16 protein-coding genes and 1 pseudogene are annotated in these 22,755 nt (G+C 64.0%); 11 read left to right on the forward strand and 6 right to left on the reverse strand.

What is annotated here, in order from left to right; all coding sequences use genetic code 11:
- Window positions 1-104 precede the first annotated feature (104 nt).
- From HH800_RS05450 to HH800_RS05465, 4 genes are all read right to left on the reverse strand, one after another.
- Window positions 105-1,148: a choice-of-anchor A family protein gene (locus HH800_RS05450; RefSeq protein WP_169860409.1), complete on the reverse strand. Its 1,044-nt coding sequence runs from the start codon at window positions 1,146-1,148 to the stop codon at window positions 105-107.
- A gap of 221 nt (window positions 1,149-1,369) precedes the next feature.
- A complete protein-coding gene (locus HH800_RS05455) occupies window positions 1,370-1,759 on the reverse strand; it encodes a nuclear transport factor 2 family protein (protein ID WP_169860410.1) in 390 nt (129 codons plus the stop codon).
- A 141-nt stretch (window positions 1,760-1,900) separates the two neighbouring features.
- Window positions 1,901-4,252 carry a TonB-dependent receptor gene (locus HH800_RS05460; RefSeq protein WP_169860411.1) on the reverse strand — a complete coding sequence of 784 codons (2,352 nt, stop codon included), beginning with the start codon at window positions 4,250-4,252 and terminating at the stop codon, window positions 1,901-1,903.
- A 232-nt stretch (window positions 4,253-4,484) separates the two neighbouring features.
- A complete protein-coding gene (locus HH800_RS05465) occupies window positions 4,485-5,207 on the reverse strand; it encodes a GntR family transcriptional regulator (protein ID WP_169860412.1) in 723 nt (240 codons plus the stop codon).
- 157 nt (window positions 5,208-5,364) lie between these two features.
- On the opposite strand from HH800_RS05465, the gene HH800_RS05470 reads away from it, so the two are divergent.
- The 8 genes from HH800_RS05470 (at window position 5,365) to HH800_RS05505 (ending at window position 16,025) form a co-directional block, all read left to right on the forward strand.
- Window positions 5,365-6,852 carry an aldehyde dehydrogenase family protein gene (locus HH800_RS05470; RefSeq protein ID WP_169860413.1) on the forward strand — a complete coding sequence of 496 codons (1,488 nt, stop codon included), beginning with the start codon at window positions 5,365-5,367 and terminating at the stop codon, window positions 6,850-6,852.
- A complete protein-coding gene (locus HH800_RS05475) occupies window positions 6,849-7,655 on the forward strand; it encodes a carboxymuconolactone decarboxylase family protein (RefSeq protein WP_169860414.1) in 807 nt (268 codons plus the stop codon). The genes HH800_RS05470 and HH800_RS05475 overlap by 4 nt, the downstream gene beginning before the upstream one ends.
- Complete coding sequence (locus HH800_RS05480; RefSeq protein WP_169860415.1) at window positions 7,652-8,407, forward strand: SDR family NAD(P)-dependent oxidoreductase; 756 nt, start codon at window positions 7,652-7,654, stop codon at window positions 8,405-8,407. Before HH800_RS05475 ends, HH800_RS05480 begins: the two co-directional genes overlap by 4 nt.
- On the forward strand, window positions 8,404-9,213 hold the full coding sequence (locus HH800_RS05485; RefSeq protein ID WP_169860416.1) for an NAD(P)-dependent oxidoreductase: 810 nt from the start codon (window positions 8,404-8,406) through the stop codon (window positions 9,211-9,213). Before HH800_RS05480 ends, HH800_RS05485 begins: the two co-directional genes overlap by 4 nt.
- Window positions 9,214-9,233: 20 nt before the next feature.
- Window positions 9,234-10,019, forward strand: a complete 786-nt coding sequence (locus tag HH800_RS05490) for an SDR family oxidoreductase (protein WP_169860417.1) — start codon at window positions 9,234-9,236, stop codon at window positions 10,017-10,019.
- A gap of 239 nt (window positions 10,020-10,258) precedes the next feature.
- Window positions 10,259-12,544: a TonB-dependent receptor gene (locus tag HH800_RS05495; RefSeq protein WP_234893254.1), complete on the forward strand. Its 2,286-nt coding sequence runs from the start codon at window positions 10,259-10,261 to the stop codon at window positions 12,542-12,544.
- A gap of 99 nt (window positions 12,545-12,643) precedes the next feature.
- Window positions 12,644-14,293 (forward strand): amidohydrolase family protein, encoded by a 1,650-nt coding sequence (locus tag HH800_RS05500; protein WP_169863251.1) that lies wholly within the window; start codon window positions 12,644-12,646, stop codon window positions 14,291-14,293.
- Between the two features lie 40 nt (window positions 14,294-14,333).
- Window positions 14,334-16,025: an amidohydrolase family protein gene (locus HH800_RS05505; RefSeq protein WP_169860418.1), complete on the forward strand. Its 1,692-nt coding sequence runs from the start codon at window positions 14,334-14,336 to the stop codon at window positions 16,023-16,025.
- A gap of 42 nt (window positions 16,026-16,067) precedes the next feature.
- On the opposite strand, the pseudogene HH800_RS29455 reads toward HH800_RS05505, so the two are convergent.
- Window positions 16,068-16,526: pseudogene (locus tag HH800_RS29455) on the reverse strand (Lrp/AsnC ligand binding domain-containing protein).
- A gap of 304 nt (window positions 16,527-16,830) precedes the next feature.
- Here HH800_RS29455 and HH800_RS05515 point away from each other — a divergent pair.
- Together HH800_RS05515 and HH800_RS05520 are read left to right on the forward strand one after the other, a co-directional pair.
- A complete protein-coding gene (locus tag HH800_RS05515; protein WP_169863252.1) occupies window positions 16,831-19,245 on the forward strand; it encodes a membrane-bound PQQ-dependent dehydrogenase, glucose/quinate/shikimate family in 2,415 nt (804 codons plus the stop codon).
- A gap of 92 nt (window positions 19,246-19,337) precedes the next feature.
- Entirely contained in the window at window positions 19,338-20,636 is a 1,299-nt protein-coding gene (locus tag HH800_RS05520; protein ID WP_169860419.1) for a carbohydrate porin, read from the forward strand.
- Window positions 20,637-20,662: 26 nt separating this feature from the next.
- On the opposite strand, the gene HH800_RS05525 is transcribed toward HH800_RS05520, so the two are convergent.
- The gene (locus HH800_RS05525; protein WP_169860420.1) at window positions 20,663-21,283 is read right to left on the reverse strand and encodes a TetR/AcrR family transcriptional regulator; all 621 of its coding nucleotides are present in this window, start codon (window positions 21,281-21,283) and stop codon (window positions 20,663-20,665) included.
- 86 nt (window positions 21,284-21,369) lie between these two features.
- Between HH800_RS05525 and HH800_RS05530 the strand changes: the two genes are divergently transcribed.
- Window positions 21,370-22,695 (forward strand): NAD(P)/FAD-dependent oxidoreductase, encoded by a 1,326-nt coding sequence (locus HH800_RS05530; protein ID WP_169860421.1) that lies wholly within the window; start codon window positions 21,370-21,372, stop codon window positions 22,693-22,695.
- Window positions 22,696-22,755: the final 60 nt, after the last annotated feature.

The raw sequence follows: 22,755 nt of genomic DNA on the forward strand, positions 1-22,755 counted from the left end.
CCTGTGCCGCCGCCCGGCGGCGATCAGAAGGGCGCTGCGCCAGTCCGTCCGTTTCCCGCGTCTGGCCGAGGCTGAAGGGACGGAAAAGCGCGATAAAGGGCGGTTCAGGCGGTCTTGCGGATCAGGCGGCGACCCAGCAGCACACCGACGATGCCGAGCAGGAACAGGGTCCAGCCCGGCGCTTCGGGCACCGGCGTGCCGCCCGAGCTGCTGCCGGTCGGCGGATCGATCGGCGGGGTATAGCCGCCAGTATAGGTGCCCAGATGCATCTCGCCATTCTGGGTCAGGTTGCCGAACACGGCCGATCCCTGGATATAGTTGGCGGTGGTCGCATCGGCCCAGGGCGCGAGCAGCGATCCGCCCCAGCTGTTGGTGAGGTCGAGCGACTGGGCGTCGCCGAAATTCCAGATCACATGTTCGCCCAGATTGGCGGTGCCGCCCAGGAAATTGTCGTTGAGGCTGACCGCGCTGCCGCTGACATTGACGATCGCGGTGTCGGCGCCGTTCAGGTTGAAGGCGATCTCGCCCACCTTGTCGAGATCGGCGGCGCTGATCGAGAAGACGGCCAGGCCGTTGGCGTCGGGGCTGGCGTTGAAGGTGGCGCGGCTGCCGCTGATGACCATGTCGCTGTTGGCGGCCAGGCCCGACAGGTTGGTCGACAATTGTTTCATGCTGCCGGCCAGCACCGTGCCCTGCGTCGCCAGGCTGGATGCGAAGCCGGGGTCCGACGTAGCCAGGCCGGACTGGACGCTGTTCTGGTTGATATTGGTGTTGCTGATGGTGCCGCCAACCTTCACCGTCTGGGCCGCGCCATTGAGGTTGAAGCCGCTTTCGACATTACCGCCGACCAGTGCGCCCGACCCGTTGTTCAAATTCTTGATGCCGCCGGTGACATTGCCGACCACGGTGAGGCCCGCCTGGCCCGTGGCGGACGTGGCGGGGGTGCTGATCTGGTAGCTGGAGGAGGTGCCGGTGAGGTCGCCGCCAACGAAGGTGCGGCCCTCCACTTCGGAAGAGGAACTGAGGTCGCCCAGCACGATCAGATTCCATTCGCGCAGCGCGTCGGTGCCGGTGACTGGGGAGGCATAAGCGGGGGCGGCGGCCAGCAGCGCCAGCGACGCCGAAACCATGAAACCGGTATTTTTCATAATAGATAACGCCAAGTCTTCGCATGTCGTCACAATGGATTGCGTGACGCGTGGCGAAGTCCCCCCTTCCGCTCTCTGGATTGTCGGCCCCGACTCCGGCGCCGGAGCGCCAAGGACAGGGTGGGGGCGCCATAGTCCTGTCGGGCCAGTGCGGCAATATTTTATTAACTATTGCACGAAGAGCGTGGCCGCTCGTCTTGGCAAGGGAAGTCGCGGACTTTTCAGGTCAGGGTCAGGTAAAGTTCCGCCTCGATCAGCCACTCGCTGCCAATCTGCCGCCATTTGGCGGTGTAGGCGCCCGAGGCGATGAGGATGCCGGACGAGGCGGCGGCGCCCTGCCAATGGCCATGTTCGAAGGCGATCGGTTCGATGGGCGAGACGAGGATCGTGTCGGGCGTGCGGGTGTAGATGCTGCGGTCGGGTGCGGCAAATTCGCGCTTCCAGGCCATCAACTGCGCCTTGCGCCCGGTAATGACGCCGCTGTCGGTGCCCGTCACCATCACGACATCCTGTGCCAGGATTGGCCCGATGGCGGCTAGGTCGGCATCGGCGAGCGCCCGGTTGAAGCTGGCGCGGCGCAGGCGGATGGCAAGATCGGCGGTGGCGGTCATGGCGCTTCCCTTAGCAGGCGGCGCTGCCATCGCCATGCCCGTCAGGCAAAAAAGAACGCCCGCAGCGGGCTGCGGGCGTTCCGTTCGCCAGACCGGGCCATGTCGAGGAGGGCATGGCCGGCCTGGCGGGGAGAGGAGGGGTTAGAGCTTGTAGCCCAGGGTCAGCACCCAGGAGCGGCCTTCGCCCGGATTGGCCCAGCCATTGTTGCGGATGCTGGTATAATATTTTTCGTTGGTGAAGTTCTGGACGTTGAGCTGGGCGGTCAGCTTCTCCGCGAAGGTGTAGGACAGCATCGCCCGGTGAACGAGATAATCGTCCGCCTTGTACATCGTCGCGGTGCTCGAATTGCTGAGGTACCAGCTGCCCTGATAGGTCAGGCCATAGCCCAGCTGCAGCCCGAAGGGCAGGGTGTAGGTGGTGAACAGGCTGCCCGAATGCTTGGGCGTGTTGGTCAGCGGATTGCCGGCCTGCGGATCGGACATGGCGCAGGTAACGGGCTGGGTCGCGCCGGTAGGCGTGTAGAACTTGCCCGGATTTGCAAGGCAATAGTCCGAAATGCTCTGCAGCACCTTGCTCTTGAGATAGGTGTAGTTGGCAAAGATCGTCCAGTTGGACGTGATGTTGCCGGTTGCGCCCAGCGTGATGCCGTCCACCTTGTTGCGGCCGTCATTGACGTTGAGGTTGCCGATCGCAGGATTGTTGCTGGCCACCGAATAATTGGTGCGCTTGTTGCGGAACAGCGCGGCGGTCAGCTGCAGGCCGTTGTCGAACAGGTCGATCTTGCCGCCGATCTCGAAATTTTCGGCCTTCTGCGGATCGACGCCACAGGGTTCGAGGCCAAGGTCGATTTGGTCGATCGACGCCGTGCCGCAGCCGGCTCGCACAGTGCTGGAAGTCGGCGTCAGGCTGTTGGCATAGGCGGCATAGAGGCTGGCATTTTCTGCCGGCTTGAACACCAGGCCGATGCGGTAGGAGAAGAGGTTGTCGGTCGCATTCTGCTGCGCGCCGGTGGTGTACGCGCCGCCAAGAGCCGGCGTCGCGATCGTGTCGGAGCGGAAGCGGGCGCGGTTATGCTCCCAGCGGATGCCGCCGTTCAGTTCGAGCTGGTCGACGATCTTTGCCGCGGCAAAGGCATAGGCTGCGAAATTGAACGTGTCGCCGACCTGGTGGCCCGACTGGATCGCGTTGACGGGACCGGTATAATCGGTCGGCACGCCGATCGGGATCGGGTTCAGCGTCGGGTTGGGCGTGGCGCCGCCCGGATTGCGTTCCACATTGCCGTTATCCAGGACATAATCTTCTTGCATCGCCGACGTGCCGATCACCAGCGTGTGGCCGCCCGGGATGTTGAAGGTCAGGTCGAGCTGGTTGTAGAGCGACTGGTTGTCCGAGTTGCGGAAGCCGCCGCGCGGACCGCTGGGATAATAATAGCCCGGCTGCTGGCCGGCGGCGCAGGCCGTGCCCGTCGCGCTGGTGCCGTTGGCAAGGCAATAGGCGCCCTGGGGCGGGTTCACCACCAGATCCTGCTGGACATGCTGCCAGCGCGACAGGTTGCGCAGCGATACGGTGTCGCTGAACTGATGGTCGAAGATCAGGGTCGCCTGATCGACCGTCTGGTCCTGCTTGTCGAGATTGGGATAGCCCAGATAGCTGCTATAGGGCACGCCGGGCAGCGGGCCGTCATAGACCGCATTCTTGTAATAGGGCACGCCATAGAGCGGCGTGTTCTTGTCTTCCTGGTGGACGAACATCAGCGTGGCCGAGGTCGGGCCGTCGACGCCCAGCTTGACCGACGGGGCGACGCCCCAGCGCTCGTAACGGTCGACCTGGCGGGCGGGCACGTCATTTTCGTGATACATGGCGTTGAGGCGCACGGCGATCAGGTCGTTGACGCGGACATTGCTGTCGATGGTCGCGCGATAATACTCCGACGTGCCGATGCCGCCCTGCACCAGCGTTTCGCTGTCGGCCTTGGGACGCTTGGTCACCAGGTTGATGTTGCCGCCGATCGCGCCCGAACCGCCATAGACGGAGTTGGCACCGTTGGTGACCTCGATCTGCTCCAGGTTGAACGGGTCGGTGCGGCTATATTGGGCGCTGTCGCGCACGCCGTCGATGCTGATGTCGGTGTTGGCGCTCTGGCCGCGCAGGTTGATGCTGTCGCCATAGCCGCCGCCGCCTTCGCCCGCGCCGAAGGTGATGCCCGGAACGGTGGACAGCACGTCGCGCAGGGTGAGCAGATTCTGCTTCTGGATGGTCTGGTTGCCGATCACCGTGATGGTCTGCGGCGTGTCGAGCAGGGGACGAACATATTTGGGAGATTCGGGCTTTTCCACCTTGATGGAGTTGTCGTCGATCGCCGTGTCGGTGACCGTGACGCCACCCAGTGCCTGGCCCTGGCCATTATCCTGTGCGTTTGCGCCGGATGCGAAGGCCATTGCGCCGACGCAGCTCAGTGCGAGGAAGGATGGAGTGTTTCCATATTTCGCCATTGTTTCAGAACCCCTTTCGATTGTTGCAGGGGCTGCTATTGCGACCTATTCGCATTGTCAATGCTATTGCGAGTGGATATCTGTTCGACGATGCTTTTTTGCTAAATGGTGTAAAAGTCGCACAGTTGGCAAAGTGGCTAAATGGCCGATGCATGGATCATGACGGCGCCATCAGCGGCGCGTGCCTGTCGGTGGCACCCGAACGCATTACTTTGTCGCGCGTGATGTTGCTTCAAAGGCGGTCGAATGCGCACAGGGTTGCCAGAACCTGCCGATTTTGCCGATCGGCCTCGAAATGGGCGAGGGCGGGGTCATGATCGGCGATCGCGTCGATGATGCGCAGACGACCGTGGCGCCATATGCTGATATCGAACATGGCGGCGCCGGTGCCGTCGCGCTCCACATCGCGCGCGCTCCCCAGCGCGACACGGGTCAGCAACTCGAACAGGGGCTGGCTGACCATCTTGAACAATATGTCCTGCAGTTGGCCTTCCAACTGGCCGAGCCTGTCCAAGCTGTCGCACGCATCGATCTGGTTTCGCAGGTCGCGCAATTGCTTATGAAGGGCCTGGTCGTCGCATCGCGCGGCGGCGGCGCAGAGCCGGTTGAACAGTAGCGAGGTGATGTCGAGTATCTCGCGCCAGGAGCCCGGCTCGCCGCACAGATAGGCGCCCAGCATCCGTTCCAGATCGGCCATTTGCGGTCGTCGGCCATAATAGCCGCCGCCCGGCCCGCGCCGAACCTCCAGCAAGCCCTCATGCTCCAGGATGCGTGCAGCCTGCTGGACCGTGACGATGCCGACTTCAAGCTCGCGGGCAAGAGTTTGCAGTGAACCAATCTGTTCGCCGGCCGGCGCGGCAAGGATGCGCCGGCGCAGGGCGTCGGCGGTATGGCGGACGATCTGCCGTTTGCCGATCGCCGGTTCCGTCAGGTCATTTTGCTGGATTAGGCTCATATGAATTAATGTGCATATTGATTGATATTTCGCAAGGGCGATACTGAGTGTGATCGCCTTGATGATCTAATAATATGCACATTAATATCAATTCTAAGAGTCGCCGCCCGGTCCTGGAGCGGTGCCGCTGCGCTTGCCGCGCCGGAAGGAGAGAGCCATGGCGTTCAGGGATCCCGTGACCGACGCATTGCCGCGTCACCCCATCATCATTGGCGGACAGCGCGAAGTGCCCACCGGCCCGGCGCGCCACGCCCATGTCTATCCCGGCACCGGCAAGGTGACGCAGGAACTGGCGTTGGCAGATGCAGAGGATGTCGACCGGGCCACGGCCGCCGCGCGCAAGGCTTTCCCCGCATGGCGTGCGATGCCCGGCGACAAGAGGCGCGACCTCATGTTCCGCATCGCCGCCCTGCTGGAGGCCAAGTCGGCGGATTTCGCGCCGAGCCTGATCGCTGAAAATGGATCGGTGGCGATGGTGGCGCCCTATATGGGTTATGATGCCGCCCAGAAATTCCGCTATTTCGGCGGCTGGTGCGACAAGCTGCACGGGCGCACCATCCCGATGTGGGGCGCGCCGGCCCATGATTATGTCAGCTATGATCCCTATGGCGTGATCGGCATCATCGTGCCGTGGAACGGGCCGCTGTTCGCCGCGACCATGGTGCTGGCACCGGTGCTGGCAGCGGGCAATTGCGTGGTGATCAAGGCGCCTGAACTCGCCCCCTACAGCGTCATGCAACTGGTCGAACTGCTGCATGAGGCCGGCCTGCCCGACGGCGTCGTCAATCTGGTCACGGGTGGCGCCGATGTCGGCGCGGCGATGGTCAGCCATCCCGGCATCGACAAGATCGAGTTCATCGGATCGGGTGCGACCGCGCGCCATGTGCTGGCCAATGCGGCCCAGTCGCTCAAGCCCGTCGGCCTGGAACTGGGCGGCAAGTCGGCCGTGGTCGTGTTCGATGATGCCGACCTGATGCTCGCGGCGAAGAAGGGGCTGACCGGGGCGATTTCCTCCAATGGGCAGGGGTGCATCAATGGCACGCGGCTGCTGGTCCAGCGGGGCATTTATGACCGCTATCTCGACCTGATCGGGGCGATGGCCGGTCATGTCCAGTCGGGCGACCCGTTCGATCCCGCGACGGTGCTGGGGCCGGTGATCAGCCAGAATGCGCTCGACCGGATCAGCGGCATGGTGGCGCGCGGCGTCGCCGATGGCGGCCGCATCATCGCGGGCGGCCAGCGACTGGACGGCGATTTTTCCGATGGCTTCTTCCTGCCGGTGACGATCCTGGCGGACGTGCCGGACAAGTGCGAGATCGCCCGGAATGAGGTGTTCGGCCCGGTGCTGGTCGTGACGCCGTTCGAGGATGAGGATGAGGCGGTCGCACTCGCCAACGGCACCGACTATGGTCTGGGCGCTTATGTCCACACGCAGAATTTGCGCCGCGCCCATCATATGGCGCGCGAACTGCAGGCGGGCATGATCCATGTGAACGGCGCAGGCGAGGCGATGCAGCCCAATTGCCCGTTCGGCGGCTTCAAGCAGAGCGGCCATGGCCGGCTCGGCGGGGTCGAGGGGCTGCATGAGTTTCTCCAGCCCAAGAATGTCTGGATGAGCACGGCCGCGCCGGAGGGCGGGCAATGAGCCTGTGTGATCCCGCAGCGCGCAGCGCGCTGGGCAGCAGCCTTCAGGCCGAACTGACCGGGCGGGACGATCCCGCGCCGCAATCACCGGTATCCGAGAGCTGGCGCGATTTCATCTATGCCGAAATCTGGTCTCGTCCCGGGCTGGATCGGCGCGCGCGCTTCCTGATCGCGCTGGCTTCAGCGGCCGGCGCCGATGCGCCCGCCGACCGGCTGGACGGCTATGTCCGTGGGGCACTGACGACCGGCGCGCTGACTCAGACCGAATTGCGCGAGGCGGCGCTGCATGTCGCGGTCTATTCCGGCTGGGACAAGGGCGGGGCGATCGATGCGGCGATCGATCGGGTCGAGGCAGAGCAGGGGCTGGCGCCGGTTCTTCTCGCACCGATCCGAGCCGAACCTTGGGATGCGCAGCAGCGCATGGAACAGGGCTTTGCCGAATTTCGCGCGGTGATGACCTTTGACGGCCCGCACGTCGGCAACGGCCTGCCTTATTTGCAGGATGGCATATTGAACTTCGTGTTCGGCGAAATGTGGGGCCGGCCGGGCCTCGATCAGCGGTCGCGCCGCTTCCTCACGCTGGTGGGCGTCGCAGATTCCGCTGCCACCGTGCCGATCGCCAGCCATTTCCATGCTGCGATGGCGAGCGGCAATTGCACCGCCGCCGAACTCAACGAATTCGTCCTCCAATATGCGGTCCATGCCGGCTGGCCCAAGGCGTCGGTGATCCAGGGCGTGGTGCTGGAAATGGCGGGGAAGGTCGCCAAGGGCCTGGCCTGGAACGAGCGGGAGGAAGGGCGATGAGCATCGCGATCGACATGCACGGCAAGTTGGCGCTGGTGACCGGGGCAGCCTCGGGCCTTGGCCGCGCGACGGCGGTGAAACTGGCACAGGCTGGTGCCCGGCTGTGGCTGGTGGACGTCAATGCGGAAGGGTTGGCCGAAACCCTGAGCCTGCTTCCTGAGGGCGAGTATCAGACGGCGGTTGTCGATCTGGCCGATGCTGATGCTTGCCGGGCCACCGTCGATGCCGCTGTCGCCCATTTCGGCCAGCTTGATGCGCTGTGTAATGTCGCTGGCCTCATCTATCTCGCCAAGAGCCCCGACATGCCCCAGCTGCTTTGGGACAAGACGCTGGCGGTCAACCTCACCGCGCCCTTCCTGTTGTCGCAGGCAGCGATCCCGCATCTGCTGAAGGTCAATGGCGCGATCGTGAATGTCGTGTCCTCCGCCGCCTTCATCGGGGAAGCCTATGCGGCCGCTTATTGCGCGTCGAAAGCCGGCCTCCTCAACCTCACCAAGGCAATGGCGATGGAGTATCAGAAGCAGCCGATCCGTATCAACGCCGTCGCGCCCGGTGGCATGATCACCAACATCGCCACCAATTTCCGGCCGCCCGAAGGCTGCGACTTCGAATTGCTCAAGCGCTTTTCCGGCATGCGCGGCACGGTCGAGGTCGATGATGTCGCCGACATGGTCGCACTGCTTGCCTCGCCGGCAGGACGTGGCTTCCATGGCAATTGCATCTCGATCGATGCCGGGATAACCGCAGGATGAGCGGGATGGAACGGATCGGCTTCATCGGCCTGGGTAGCCAGGGCGGTCCCATAGCCGAACGGATCGCGGCCGCCGGCTATCCGCTCACGCTCTGGGCCCGCCGCTCGGATGCGCTGGCGCCCTTTCTCGAAAAGGGCGCCACAGCAGCGCCGGACATCGCGACATTGGGAGCGACCTGCGATCATGTCGGCATCTGCGTCGTCGATGACGCCGGCGTGGCCGAGATCGTCGGACAATTGCTGCTGGCGATGCGACCGGGCAGCCGCATCGTCATTCATTCGACGATATTGCCCGACCATTGCGTCACACTGGCCGATCGCTGCGCGGAACGCGGTATCGTCTTCCTCGATGCGCCGGTCAGCGGCGGAGGCCCGGCCGCGGCGGCCGGCACCTTGACCCTGATGTGTGGCGGTGCGGTCGATGTTTTCGAGGCCGCCCGGCCGGTGCTGGAAAGCTTTGCCAGTCTGATCGTGCGGATGGGCGAAGTCGGTGCCGGGCAGCGCGCCAAGATCGTCAACAACGCGCTGATGGCGGCCAATATGGGGCTGGCCCATGCCGCGATGGAGGCGGGCAGGGCGCTGGACCTGGATGGCGCAGCCCTGCGCGACCTCATCAAGGCGAGCAGCGGCCGCAGCTTCGGTTTCGAGGTTTATGCCCGCCTGCCGACGCCCGGCGCCTTTGCCCATGGCGCGCCGCTGCTGCGCAAGGATGTCGGTCTGCTGATGGCCAGCCTGCCCGATGATGCCAGTGCGGAGGCCCTGGCCCGCGCCGCGATGCCCTTCCTATCCGCCGCCTGCGGCGACTGAGCTTTTTAGGAGATCCAATCATGTCCTTCACCCTTGATCAGTTCCGCCTCGACGGCAAAGTCGCGATCGTCACTGGTGCTGGCGGGCGCGGCAACTCCATCGGCCGGGCCTATGCGCTGGGGCTGGCGGCGGCCGGTGCCGCGATCGTCGTCGCCGACCTCAATGGCGAAGGCGCGCAGGCGGTGGCCGACGAGATCGGCGCCGGTGGCGGACGGGCCATTGCCGTCCAGGTCGATGTGGCTGACGAGGCATCGACGCTGGCCATGGCGACGGCGGCGAGTGATGCCTTTGGTGGTGTCGATATCCTCATCAACAATGCCGCGCTGATGGTCGACATCAGCTACGACAATATCGAAGCCGTCAGCCTCGACGCCTGGAACCGGGCCTTTGCGGTCAATCTCAATGGTGCGCTGCTCTGTGCCCGCGCGGTGATCCCTTCGATGCGGGCGCGTGGTGGCGGACGGATCATCAACCAGACGTCGGGCGGGGCATTTCCAGCGACAGGCCTCTACGGCATTTCCAAGCTGGCGCTGGTTGGCCTCACCACCACGCTTGCCAAGCAGTTGGGCAAGGACAATATCACCAGCAACGCGATCGCGCCGGGCAATGTCACATCGGACGCCGGCAAGATGCTGGTGCCCGACGATTCCCCGTTCATCCAGTTCCTGCAGATGAGTTGCGCCCTGCGCCCGCGCGGCGAGCCGGATGAACTTGTCGGCACGGCCCTGCTGCTTTGTTCGGACGCGGGGTGCTGGATCACTGGCCAGACGATCCATGTCGATGGCGGATGGGTGTTGCGGCCTTGAACGGAGGCGGGGCGTCATGGCACAAATTCCGATCAGGCCATGATGCCCGTTGCCGGATCAGCGCCCGCGATTCCTGTTCGCAAGATCATCGGCATTTTACCGTAATTACCGAATAATCTGCGGATTATTTCCAAAATCGTCAAATGTTACGAAACACATTCGGCCGCCCCCTTGATACCGTTTCCTCCAGAAAAGAACAGAAATGTGGCGAGGAAAACAAATAAAAACAGGGGGTTTTTATGTTGTCATCTCACAAGGGTCGCCTTTTCAAGCTGTTGAAGGCCGGCAGTGCATTATCCTGCATGGTCGCCATGGCTGGCGGCATCGCGCAGGCTCAGGAACAGGATCAGGGCGAAATCGTCGTTACCGCGCTCAAGCGCAACACCCGCGTTCAGGACACGCCGATCGCCATTACCGCGGTCACCGGCGCCAGCCTGGAAGCGGCCGGCACCAGCAGCTTTACCGAACTGACCCGCGATACGCCCAGCCTGCGCATCGTCGATGGCGGTCCCGGCAACCGCCGCGTCATCCTGCGCGGCGTGACCGCGGCCGGCGAACCGACGGTCGGCGTCTATTATGACGAAGCGCCGGTATCCGGCTCGGTCGGCACCACCAGCGACGCCGCCGGCGCCACGCCCGATTTCCGCATCTTCGACGTGGAGCGCGCCGAAGTGCTGCGCGGCCCTCAGGGCACGCTCTACGGTTCCGGTTCGATGGGCGGCACGCTGCGCATCATCTTCAACAAGCCCAAGACCGACAAGATCGAGGCGGCCTTTGCCAGCACCATGTCGGCGGTCGAGGGCGGATCGATGGGCGCGTCCTTCGACGGGATGCTGAACGTCCCGCTGATCGAGGACAAGCTGGCCATCCGCATCGTCGGCAACGCCACCCAGGTCGCGGGCTATGTCGACAACAGCTATTATGGCTACAAGAATATCAACGATCCCTACACCTATGGCGGCCGCATCATGCTGCGCTTCACGCCGACCGAGGCGCTGACGCTGGACTTGAGCGCCAATTACGAGAAGGCTGCCGGTGAATCGCCGCGCTGGTATGCCGAAACCGGCAAGCGCTGGACCACCGACGCGCGATCGGAATCGGGCAATTACGACACCAACCGCATCTATAATGCGACGCTCAACTATGATTTCGGCCCGGTCGTGCTGACCGCCATCACCACGTACACCGATCGCGACCGCATCGTCGTCGGCGATGTCAGCGATACGTTCAACGGCCGCGACACGGCGGCCCGCTGCCAGACCTATCGCGGCAATGGCGCCGCCTGCTCCGCTGACGTGCTGGCCGATTATCTGTCGGACACCCGTGCCCTGCTGTCGTCCAGCCTGTATCAGCCGCAATCGGTCAAGAACTGGCTCAACGAAATCCGCCTGAGTTCGACCGGGGATGGCCCGCTCAACTGGACCGTCGGCCTGTTCAGCGAGGACCGCAAGACGGTGGTGCGCTCGACCCTGCTCAAGGCCGATCCGGACACCGGCTTCCTCTACGATCCGGACGATATCGCCAATCTCGCCTATGATCGCACCATCAACGACAAGCTGAAGCAGAAGGCGGTCTTCGCCGAAATCTCCTACAAGCTGTTCGACAAGCTGACGCTGACCGCTGGCGCGCGCTATTATGATTATAAGAAGACGGTCGGCGGCCGGATCGACATGGGCCAGGAACATTATGCCTCGGTCGTGACGCCCTATACCGAAGCCAAGTCGTCCGAGGACGGCGTGCTTACCAAGTTCAACATCTCCTATCAGGCGACCCCCGATGTGATGATCTATGCCCAGGCGGCGCAGGGCTTCCGGCCGGGCGGCGTCAACCAGGTGATCGGCCTGTCGGCGGCGCTGGCCGCCTACACATCGGACAGCCTGTGGAATTATGAACTGGGCTTCAAGAGCAAGATCCTGCCGCGCACCTATCTCAACATGGCGACCTACCAGATCGACTGGAGCAACATGCAGGTGTCGGCCCGCACGGCGGGCACCGGCTCGGTCTTCGGCCTCATTTCCAACGTAGGCGCGGCCCGCATTCGCGGCGTCGAGGCGGAATTCTCCACCGAGATTGCCGGCATCAGCTTCAGCGCCAACGGTTCCTACACCGATGCCAAGTTGACCGAGGACCAGGTCAGCACCATCGTCGTGGCATCGGGCCGCAAGGGCGACCGGATCGCCAATGTGCCGAAATGGAATTTCGGCGGATCGGCCGAATATAAGCATATGCTGACCGATGCCATGGATGCCGTCATCCGCACCGACGTCACCTATAATGGCAGTTCCTACAGCACGATCAGCCCGACCGACACCTATCGGCGCCGGCTCGACGATTATACGCTGACCAATCTGCGCCTGGGCGTGCAGGCCAGCGACAACAACTGGGGCGCCCATTTCTTCGTGAACAATCTGTTCAACGAACTGGCGGTGGTCAGCTCCAGCTCCAGCAGCAACACTGGCGGCAAGACGGTGGTGTTTACCGCGCCGCCGCGCACCTACGGCATCAACCTCACCAAGAAGTTTTGATCGCCTGGCACGGAGGCGGCCTTGTCGGTCGCCTCCCTTTTCGGGGGCCTTATGGCGGCCCCATGATCGACACAGGGGGATGATATGTTCAAGCGACACATGTGTTTCGCCGGCCTTTCACTGCTCGCGCTGGTTGCCGGCGGGGCGATCGCCCAGCCTGCCAAGGCGCCCGTGGAAGCGGTCAAGCCCCGCGCCGGCGCCAACCCCGCACCGGCGCGCGCTGCGGGCGAAGGCGCCGGCCCGTTCCGCAAGATGGTGATCCGCGGTGTCACCCTGATCGACGGCAGCGGCGCGCCGCCGCGCGGCCCGGTCGACATCGTCATCGAAAATGACGTCATCGCCGACATATTGCCAGCCGGAACGCCGGGCCTGCCGTTCAAGCAGGGGCGCGCACCGACCGACGCCGATTATGAACTGGACGCGACCGGCATGTTCGTGACGCCCGGCTTCATCGACATGCATGTCCATGGATCCACGGACGACAAGGCGCCGGACCTGTCCTATTCCTACAAGCTGTGGCTCGCCCATGGCGTCACCGCCGTGCGCGGTGTCGACCTCGCCCCCATGGAAGTGTCGCTGAGCGAACGGGCACGCTCCGCCCGTAACGAGATCGTCGCGCCCCGCATCTTCGCCTATCAGCGTCCTGGCCAGGGCAAGGGCTGGACCGGTGGCCGCACCAATACGCCCGAAAAGGCCCGCGCCTGGGTGCAATGGGCGGCCAAGCAGGGGATCGACGGCATCAAGCTGCTGGACGACCCGGACCAGCCGCCCGAAGTGATGGCCGCCATCATGGATGAGGCGAAGAAGCTGAAGCTGGGCACCACGGCGCATCTCTCCCAGATCGGCGTGGGGCGCATGAATGCCGAACAGGCCGGCGATGCGGGCCTTGGCACCGTCACCCATTTCTACGGCCATTTCGAATCCCTGCTGAAGAATGGCCCGGTCCAGAACTGGCCGGTCGACTATAATTATGCCGACGAGCAGGATCGGTTCGGCAATGTCGCCAATCTGGCGGAAGAAAGCGTTGAGCCGGGATCGGACCGTTGGTGGGCCTATCTGGAGCATCAGAAGGCCAATCATGTCACCTTCGATCCGACCATGACCATCTATGCCGCCGGCCGCGATCTGATGTTGGCGCGCAATGCCGACTGGCACGACAAATATACCATGCCGCAGCTGTGGAATTTCTACATGTCCTCGCGCGAGAACCACGGCTCCTATTTCTATGACTGGACCACCGCGATCGAGGTCAAGTGGCGGAATTTCTACCACAAATATATGCGCCTGATTAACGACTACAAGAATATCGGCGGGCGCGTCACCACCGGGTCGGACTCCGGCTTCATCTTCAAGCCCTATGGCTTTGGCTATGTCCAGGAACTGGAACTGCTGCAGGAAGCGGGTTTCAATCCGTCACAGGTGATCCAGTCGGCGACGCTGAACGGCGCGCTGACGCTCTATGATCCCAGGGGCGAAGTGCCACCGATCGGCACGGTTCGCGTCGGCAAGCTGGCGGACCTTGTCATCCTCAAGGAAAATCCGCTGCAGAATTTCAAGACGCTCTACGGCACCGGCACGCTGCGCCTGAACGAACAGACCCAGCGGCTCGAACGGGTGGGCGGCGTCAGCTACACGGTCAAGGACGGCATCGTCTATGACGCGAAGAAATTGCTGGCGGATGTCGCGGACATGGTCGTTGCGGAAAAGCGGCGCATGGGCATGCCGGAACAGGGGCTGCCTCACCCGTGACGGGATGGGGCATCATATATTCAACAGGGACGGGAAAAGAATGAAGAAGAAGATGCTGATCCGGTCGGGCCTTGCTGCGCTCGCCCTCATGACGGTCGCCAGTGCCTCCCACGCGCATGATCCGGATGAATGGTATGTCGGCGGCGCTGCCGGCATCGTTAATGGCAAGAAGCCGACCTTCGTGCCCGCGCCGGCACGCGGCAGCGCTGACAATGTCGGTCCCTTCCGCAAGCTGGTGATCCGTGGCGCGACCCTGATCGACGGCACCGGCGCGCCGCCGCGGGGGCCCTATGACATCGTGGTGGAAGGCAACAAGATCACCGCCATCACCCAGGCCGGCTGGCCCGGCCTGCCGCAGGCGAAGGGGCGTGCGCCGACCGACGCCGATTATGAGATCGACGCGACCGGCATGTATGTGATGCCCGGTTTCAACGACATGCATGTCCACACCCCCGCCAGCGACAAGGCGCCGGACATGAGCTATGCCTACAAGCTGTGGCTGGCCCATGGCGTGACTACCGTGCGCGGCGTGCCGCTGGCCGATCCGGTCGTGGCCAGTTCGGAAAAGAACCGCTCCGCCGCCAACGAGATCGCGGCGCCGCGCATCTTCAACTATCAGACATTGGGCGCCGGCTGGGACGGCGGGCCGATCGACAGCCCGGACAAGGCGCGCGCCTGGGTCAAATGGGCAGCCGCGCACAATATCGACGGCATCAAATTCTTCAACCGGCCCGAGGAAACGCCACAGATCATCGCCGCCGCCATTGACGAGGCGCACAAGAACAAGATGGGCACCACGGCCCATCTGTCACAGACCGGCGTCGCCAATTTCAACGCCTATGACGCGGCCGAGGCGGGACTGGATACCGTCACCCATTATTATGGTCATTTCGAATCCCTGCTGAAGGACGGGACGATCCAGCGCTTTCCGTCCGACTATGACTATAACAATGAACAGCATCGCTTCGGCGAGGTGGCGGAAATCTGGAACCAGACGGTCGAGCCGGAATCCGAACGCTGGTGGGATTATCTGAAGCATCAGAAGGAGAAGCATGTCACCTTCGACCCGACGATGAACATCTATGCCGCATCCCGCGACCTGATGCGGGCGCGCAATGCCGACTGGCAAAATCTCTACACCACGCCGCAGCTCTGGGCCTATTTCCAGTCGACCCGCGACAATCACGGTTCCTATTTCTACGACTGGGGCACCGAGAACGAGTTTGCGTGGAAGAAATTCTACAACAACTATTTCAAGCTGGTGAACGACTATAAGAATATCGGCGGCCGGGTGACGGTCGGCACCGATTCCGGCTTCATCTACAAAGTCTATGGCTTCGCCTATATCGAGGAACTGGAACTGCTGCGGGAAGCCGGCTTCTCGCCGCTGGAAATCATGCGCTCGGCTACCATGTGGGGTTCGCAGACCCTCTATGAGCCCAAGGGCATGGCGCCGCCGACCGGCGTGCTGCGCGTCGGCATGCTGGCAGATATGGTCATCACCAGGGAAAACCCGCTGGCCAATCTCAAGACGCTCTATGGCACCGGTCATTCGCGCCTGAACCCGGAAACCAACAAGCAGGAAATGGTCGGCGGCGTCAGCTACACGATCAAGGACGGCATCGTCTATGATGCCAAGAAGCTGCTGGCCGAAGTGGCCGAGATGGTGAAGGCGGAAAAGGCGCGCACCGGCCAGGCTGGCGCCGGCCCGGCCAATCCCAACGCCATGTAATGGATCGAAAGCGGCGCTCTGGGATAGGGCGCCGCTTTCATGTCATAGCGGCAGCGCCGTCGTCGACTTGACCTCTTCCAGCACCGCATAGGTCCGCGTCTCGCGCACACCCGGCATGTCGACCAATTCCTCGGCCAGGAATTTCCGATAGGCGGCCATGTCCTTCATCCGGACCTTGATCAGATAGTCGAAGCCGCCGGCCACCATATGGCATTCCAATATGTCCCGCTGCCGCCGCGTCGCTTCGGCAAACTAGCGGAAGATGTCGCCGGTGGTGCGGTTGAGCAGCACTTCGATGAAGATCAGCAGCGGCCGCTGGTTGAGGTGCGGGTCGAGCAGCGCGACATAGGAAGAGATATAGCCATTGTCGCGCAGCTTGCGCGTCCGGTCGAAACAGGCCGATGGCGAGAGATTGCAATGCTTGGCCAGATCCTGGTTGGTTATGCGACCATCGGTCTGAAGCTTGTTCAATATCTTCCGGTCAGTTTCGTCCAGGTTCATCGAAACCCCCAAAACGCTAGCAGTTGGCCAAACGTCAACGATATCTGTGCAAGTCGCGGAAAATGCTGGGCTGCGATCCCATGGGCTCATGCCGGGGATAACGTATCGCTGTGGGAAACCCTCAGCGGCATCGCACGTCCCTCGCAGGATTAGCGCCCAACTTGCCAGCGAGACAGGAGTGTACTAAATGGTACACAATGTCGCAGCCGTCAGGGCTGGGCGACTCGATCGGCCTGTGGACCCGTGGGCACCGCTCTCCGACGACCATAAGAGATGAAGGAGGTGCCGCGTGTCAGGCACGAAAATGCACGGCCAGCCGCTTGTTCGCGGTTGGCTGCTTCTGTTGGGGGCGGTGATCCTTGCCGCTGGCCTCTTTTTCGCCATCGGCGGCGGCAAGCTCGTCAGCCTGGGCGGTAGTCCCTATTTCCTGATCGCCGGCATCGCGCTGGTCTTTGCGGGCGGCCTCATCGCCCTGCGCAAGGCCAGCGGCGGCCTGCTGTTCGGCGCCACCTTCCTGCTGACCATATTCTGGGCGCTGTGGGAGGTTGGCTTCAGCTTCTGGCCACTGATCTCCCGCCTGCTGGCGATGGGTGTCGGCGCGACCGTCGTTGCACTCTCCTATCCGCTGCTGCGGCGCGGTGACGGTTCGTCGCCCGCCTGGCGGCCTGCATTGCTGATGACGGCGCTGGTCGGCCTCGGCTCGGCGGCTGGTGCGGCCGGCATGTTCATGGTCCATCCGACCGTGCCCTTTGCCGGGCAGATGGCATCGCTGGTGCCGGTCGATCCGGCGCGCGAGCAGAAGGACTGGACCGCCTATGGCAATACGCCAGGCGGCAGCCGCTTCGTCGCGCTCGACCAGATCACCCGCGACAATGTGAGCAAGCTCAAGGTCGCCTGGACCTATCGCACCGGCGACGTCGCGCAGAGCGACGGCAATGGCGCCGAGGACCAGAATACCCCGCTGCAGGTCGGCGACACGCTGTTCATCTGCACCCCGCACAATAACGTCATCGCCCTCGACGCCGATACCGGGCGCGAGAAGTGGAAGACGCTGATCAATGCCAAGGCATCGGTCTGGATGCGCTGCCGGGGCCTTGCCTATTTCGACGCCCATGCGCCGATCCAGCAGCCCAGCCTGCCCGGTGCAACGCCGGTGACGGCCGTGACGGTGCCGACCGGCGCCGCCTGTCAGCGCCGCATCCTGATGAACACGATCAATGCCGAACTGATCGCGCTCGATGCCGACACCGGCAAGTTCTGCGCCGATTTCGGCACCAACGGCCGGGTGAACCTGAAGGCCGGCCTCGGCGATGCGCCCGATCCCCAATATCAGCTCACCTCCGCGCCGACGCTGGCGGGCACGACCGTCGTGGTCGGCGGCCGCGTCGCCGACAATGTGCAGGTCGACATGCCGGGCGGCGTGATGCGCGGCTTCGACGTCATCACGGGCAAGCTGCGCTGGGCCTTCGATCCGGGCAATCCGGCGATTACCGGCGCGCCGCCGGCGGGCAAGAGCTACACCCGCTCGACCCCCAATGTCTGGGCGGCCATGTCCTATGATCCGGCGTCGAACACCGTGTTCATGCCGGTGGGCAGCGCCTCGGTCGATCTCTATGGCGTCACCCGCAGCGCGCTCGATCACACATATGGTGCGTCGATGCTGGCGCTCGATGCCACCACCGGCCGCGAGAAATGGCATTTCCAGACGGTCCATAATGATCTGTGGGACTTCGACTTGCCGATGCAGCCGAGCTTCGTCGACTTCCCCGTCGATGCTGCCCGCAAGGTGCCTGCGCTGGTCTTTGGCACCAAGGCCGGGCAGGTCTATGTGCTCGACCGCGCCACCGGCAAGCCGCTCACCGACGTCAAGGAAGTGCCGGTCAAGCCGGCGAACATTCCGGGCGAGCCTTATTCGCCGACCCAGCCCAGGTCGCTGGGCATGCCGCAGATCGGCGTCGGTCCGCTGACCGAGGCGGACATGTGGGGCGCCACCCCGTTCGACCAGCTGCTCTGCCGCATCGCCTTCAAGGGCATGCGCTATGAAGGGCTCTACACCGCGCCGGGCACCGACAAGTCGCTGAGCTTCCCCGGATCGCTGGGCGGCATGAACTGGGGCGGCATCTCGACCGATCCGACCAGCGGCACCATCTTCGTCAACGACATGCGGCTGGGCTTGTGGGTGCAGATGTTCCCGCAGACCGCGGCGCAGAAGAGCCAGTCGGGCAGCGCCGGCGAGGCGGTCAATACCGGCATGGGCAGCGTCCCGCTGAAGGGCACGCCCTATTCGGTGGTGAAGGACCGCTTCCTGTCGGCGCTGGGTATCCCCTGTCAGGCGCCGCCCTATGGCACGCTGACCGCGATCGATCTCAAGCGCCGGGCCATCAAGTGGCAGGTGCCAGTGGGCACGGTGCGCGACACCGGGCCGATGGGCATCCGCATGGGCCTGCCGATCCCGATCGGCATGCCCACGCTGGGCGGTACGCTGGCGACGCAGGGCGGCCTGGTCTTCATCGCCGGCACGCAGGATTTCTACCTGCGCGCCTTCAACGCGGCGACCGGCGCGGAAGTGTGGAAGGCCCGCCTGCCGGTCGGCAGCCAGGGCGGCCCGATGAGCTATAAGTCGCCCAAGAGCGGCAAGCAATATGTAGTCGTGACGGCGGGCGGTGCGCGCCAGTCCCCCGACCGGGGCGATTATGTGATCGCCTACACGCTGCGCTGAACCATGGGCGGGGCGGCCCGGCGCCGCTCCGCCTGTCTGTCGTCATCATTCATGTCACCGCGCGCAGATGTGCCGCGCGGAAGGGAGGGGCTTTGGCCCAACATCTTCACCTCCATGCCCGCCTGACCCTGGCGACGTTGCTGACCCTGCTGCCGGTTGCGGGCGCCCATGCGCAGGAGGTCGCGCCGGAAAAGCCGGTTGTGGCCCCGCGCGAAACGCTGACCGGCGACTGGGGCGGGCTGCGTACGCGGCTGAAGCAGGCGGGCGTCACGGTGCGCGCGGACTATGTCGGCGAAGCCTTTGCCGCGGTCGATGGCGGCCAGCGGCAGGGCAGCGCCTATACCCAGCAATTGCGCGCCAGCCTCGATTTCGACATGGACCGGATCGTCGGCCTCTCCGGCGGCATCGTGCATGTCACCATCAACGACCGGCGCGGCGTCGGCCTCTCTTCCGACATTGTCGGCAATCGCCTGCCGATCCAGGAGGCGGCCGGCGGCAATTATACCCGTCTGTCGGAACTCAGCTATGAGCAGAATATCGACAATGGCCGGCTCAACCTGCGCCTGGGCTATTTTGCCATGGGCAATGATCTGGGCGGTATGATCCTGGGCTGCAATTTCGTCAATGCGGCCTTCTGTGCCCATCCGCTGTCGGAATCGGGCAATAGCGGCTGGTATAATTATCCCAATGCCCGCTGGGGTGCGGCGGTGCGCTATCGCATCCGGCCGGATCTGGCGCTGCGCACCGGCGTCTATCAGGTCAATCCCCGCCTCAACGATCCCGACAATGCCTTCCGTCCCTTTGCCGGCGGCACGACCGGCGTATTGCTGCCGCTGGAGCTGGAATATGATCCCGGCATCGCGCCGGGCAGTCATGTGCTGCCGGGCCATTACAAGATCGGCGCCTATTATGACACGTCCCGCGCCGCCCGGCGCGGCGAGCAGGGCATGTTGCGGGGGCGATACGGCGTCTATGCGCTGGCCGACCAGATGATCCTGCGCGAAGGGACGGGCAATCGCGGCCTCTCCATCTTCGCCCAGTTCACCGCCAACCCGGAGGCGTCAGCCCAGATCACCCACTGGTATGCGGCCGGGCTGGTCAAGACCGGCACCTTTGCCGGCAGGGACGCCGACAGCATCTCGATCGGCATCGTCCATGCACAGGTCAATCCACGCCTGCGCCGCGCAGCCGCCACTGCGCAGGATATTCCCGGCGGCTACGCCGCGCTGCCGGTGGGCGAGACCGCGATCGAGATGAGCTATGGCATCCAGCTGCGGCGCTGGCTCAGCATCCGGCCGGACGTCCAATATATTCTCGATCCCGGCGCGTTTTCCTACCGCCGCACCAATGATGCGCTGGCGCTGGGCGGCCAGGTCAAGATGCAGTTCTGACCTGGCTCATGGTCTCGGCCCAGCCTTCAGACGTCTGCCCGGCAATAGCGCAGCACATTGTCGATCACCTGCGCGCGGCGGCGTTCGGCCGCCGCTTCGCTGGTCATGTCGATGCCGAAGATCGCGTGGAAACTGTGGCGGTTGGACACGAAGTAGAAGGCGAGGGCGCTGATCGTCATGTGCAGGTCGACGGCGTCCAGCCCGGCCCGGAAACTGCCATCGGCAATGCCGCGATCGATCAGTGCCTGGGTCTTGGGCAGGACGATCTCGTTATGCCCTTCCGAAATCTCGCCGACATGCGGGCCGCCCCGGATATTCTCGTCCATCACCAGCCGCACCAGTTCGGGATGGTTGAAATGATAGTCGAAGGTGAGGGCGGTCAGCCGCTCCAGCGCGGCAAGCGGCAGCAGGTCGCCCAGTTCGGCCTCCAGTTCGGCCGATCTGATGCCGCGATAGGCTTCGGTCAGGACCGCGCGATACAGCCCGTCCTTGCTGCCGAAATGATAATAGATCATCCGCTTGGACGTTGCGGTCGCGGCCGCAATTTCGTCCACCCGCGCGCCGGCATAGCCTTTTTCCGCGAAATGCTGGGTAGCGATCGCGACGATGTCGCGCCGGTTGCGTTCGGTGAAATTCTGCTTGTCCACGCCTCGCTTTGCGACGCCGGGCGGCCTATTGCAATGCACAACCGGCGCGCCGGATCGCGATCCGCCGGTCTGCCGATCGAGGAGGAATGCGCTTGATCCCCGACAAGAAGACCCAGATCGTCATCGTCGGGGGCGGCGCCGCCGGCCTCGAACTCGCGCGCAAGCTCGGCGCCCGCTACGGCCGCAAGCGGCATGACATCATCCTGATCGATCGCAACCGCACCCATATCTGGAAACCGCTGCTGCACGAGGTCGCGACCGGATCGCTCGACGCCAGCCTGGACGAGGTCGGCTATCGCAGCCACTGCCATCGCTGGGGCTATCGCTATCTCTATGGGACGCTGCAGGGCATCGATCGGACTGCACGGCGGGTCCATGTCGCACCGGTGTTCGATCCTAAGGGGCGTGAGGTGGTGAGCGCCCATTCGGTGCGCTACGACTATCTGGTGCTGGCCTATGGGTCGGTCACCAATGATTTCGGGACGCCGGGCGTCGCCGACAATTGCCTGTTCCTCGACAGCCGGGCCCAGGCCGACAGTTTCCGGGACCAGTTGCTCGACCATTGCCTGCGCGTGTCGCGCGCCATGTCGGCCGATCCCGCATCGGACGCGCGGGTGCGGATCGCGATCGTCGGCGGTGGCGCCACCGGGGTCGAACTGGCCGCCGAACTCTATAATGCCGCCGATGCGCTGGGCTATTATGGGCTGGAAGTGTTCGATCGCCAGCGGCTCGACGTCACCCTGCTGGAAGCCGGGCCACGCATCCTGCCGGCCTTGCCGGACCGGCTGGCCGACGCCGCGCGGGAGGAACTGGAAGTGCTGGGCGTCAAGGTGCGCGCTGGCGTCGCCGTCACCGCCTCCACGCCAGAGGGAATGGAAACGAAGGATGCCGGCTTCGTCCCCGCCGATCTTCAGGTCTGGGCCGCCGGGGTCAAGGCGGCGGCGATCCGCGATGGCCTGGATGGGCTGGAACTGTCCCGCGCCGGCCAGGTGATCGTGCGCCCGACGCTACAGAGCCTGGCTGACGACCGCGTCTTCGCGATGGGCGATTGCGCCTCCTACACGCCACAGGGCGCCGATCGGCCGATCCCGCCGCGCGCGCAGGCCGCGCATCAGATGGCCGACACGGTGTTCGCCAATCTCGGCCGGCTGATGGCTGATCGCCCGCTCAAGAGCTTCGTCTACAAGGATCATGGCTCGCTGGTGTCGCTCAGCCGCTATTCGACGGTCGGATCATTGATGGGCAAGCTGGTGGGCGGGCGCATGGCGGTGGAAGGGCGGCTGGCCCGCTTCGTCTATATGTCGCTCTATCGCATGCATCTGCTCGCCGTTCACGGCAACATACGTGGTCCCGCGCTGATCCTGGTCAGCCATATCAACCGCTTTGTGCGCCCGCGCCTCAAGTTGCACTGAGGCGCCGGGCGGCTGCGGCCGCAAGTGACAGGGCCATCACCACAGAATTACTGCGATCAG

The sequence above is a fragment of the Sphingobium yanoikuyae genome, from assembly GCF_013001025.1.
Lineage (GTDB): Bacteria > Pseudomonadota > Alphaproteobacteria > Sphingomonadales > Sphingomonadaceae > Sphingobium > Sphingobium yanoikuyae_A.

What these genes read in the sequence shown, in the direction of transcription:
- HH800_RS05450 (WP_169860409.1), bottom strand. Translation starts at nt 1,148, where the DNA reads ATGAAAAATACCGGTTTCATGGTTTCGGCGTCGCTGGCGCTGCTGGCC.
- HH800_RS05455 (WP_169860410.1), bottom strand. Translation starts at nt 1,759, where the DNA reads ATGACCGCCACCGCCGATCTTGCCATCCGCCTGCGCCGCGCCAGCTTC.
- HH800_RS05460 (WP_169860411.1), bottom strand. Translation starts at nt 4,252, where the DNA reads ATGGCGAAATATGGAAACACTCCATCCTTCCTCGCACTGAGCTGCGTC.
- HH800_RS05465 (WP_169860412.1), bottom strand. Translation starts at nt 5,207, where the DNA reads ATGAGCCTAATCCAGCAAAATGACCTGACGGAACCGGCGATCGGCAAA.
- HH800_RS05470 (WP_169860413.1), top strand. Translation starts at nt 5,365, where the DNA reads ATGGCGTTCAGGGATCCCGTGACCGACGCATTGCCGCGTCACCCCATC.
- HH800_RS05475 (WP_169860414.1), top strand. Translation starts at nt 6,849, where the DNA reads ATGAGCCTGTGTGATCCCGCAGCGCGCAGCGCGCTGGGCAGCAGCCTT.
- HH800_RS05480 (WP_169860415.1), top strand. Translation starts at nt 7,652, where the DNA reads ATGAGCATCGCGATCGACATGCACGGCAAGTTGGCGCTGGTGACCGGG.
- HH800_RS05485 (WP_169860416.1), top strand. Translation starts at nt 8,404, where the DNA reads ATGAGCGGGATGGAACGGATCGGCTTCATCGGCCTGGGTAGCCAGGGC.
- HH800_RS05490 (WP_169860417.1), top strand. Translation starts at nt 9,234, where the DNA reads ATGTCCTTCACCCTTGATCAGTTCCGCCTCGACGGCAAAGTCGCGATC.
- HH800_RS05495 (WP_234893254.1), top strand. Translation starts at nt 10,259, where the DNA reads ATGTTGTCATCTCACAAGGGTCGCCTTTTCAAGCTGTTGAAGGCCGGC.
- HH800_RS05500 (WP_169863251.1), top strand. Translation starts at nt 12,644, where the DNA reads ATGTGTTTCGCCGGCCTTTCACTGCTCGCGCTGGTTGCCGGCGGGGCG.
- HH800_RS05505 (WP_169860418.1), top strand. Translation starts at nt 14,334, where the DNA reads ATGAAGAAGAAGATGCTGATCCGGTCGGGCCTTGCTGCGCTCGCCCTC.
- HH800_RS05515 (WP_169863252.1), top strand. Translation starts at nt 16,831, where the DNA reads ATGCACGGCCAGCCGCTTGTTCGCGGTTGGCTGCTTCTGTTGGGGGCG.
- HH800_RS05530 (WP_169860421.1), top strand. Translation starts at nt 21,370, where the DNA reads ATGCGCTTGATCCCCGACAAGAAGACCCAGATCGTCATCGTCGGGGGC.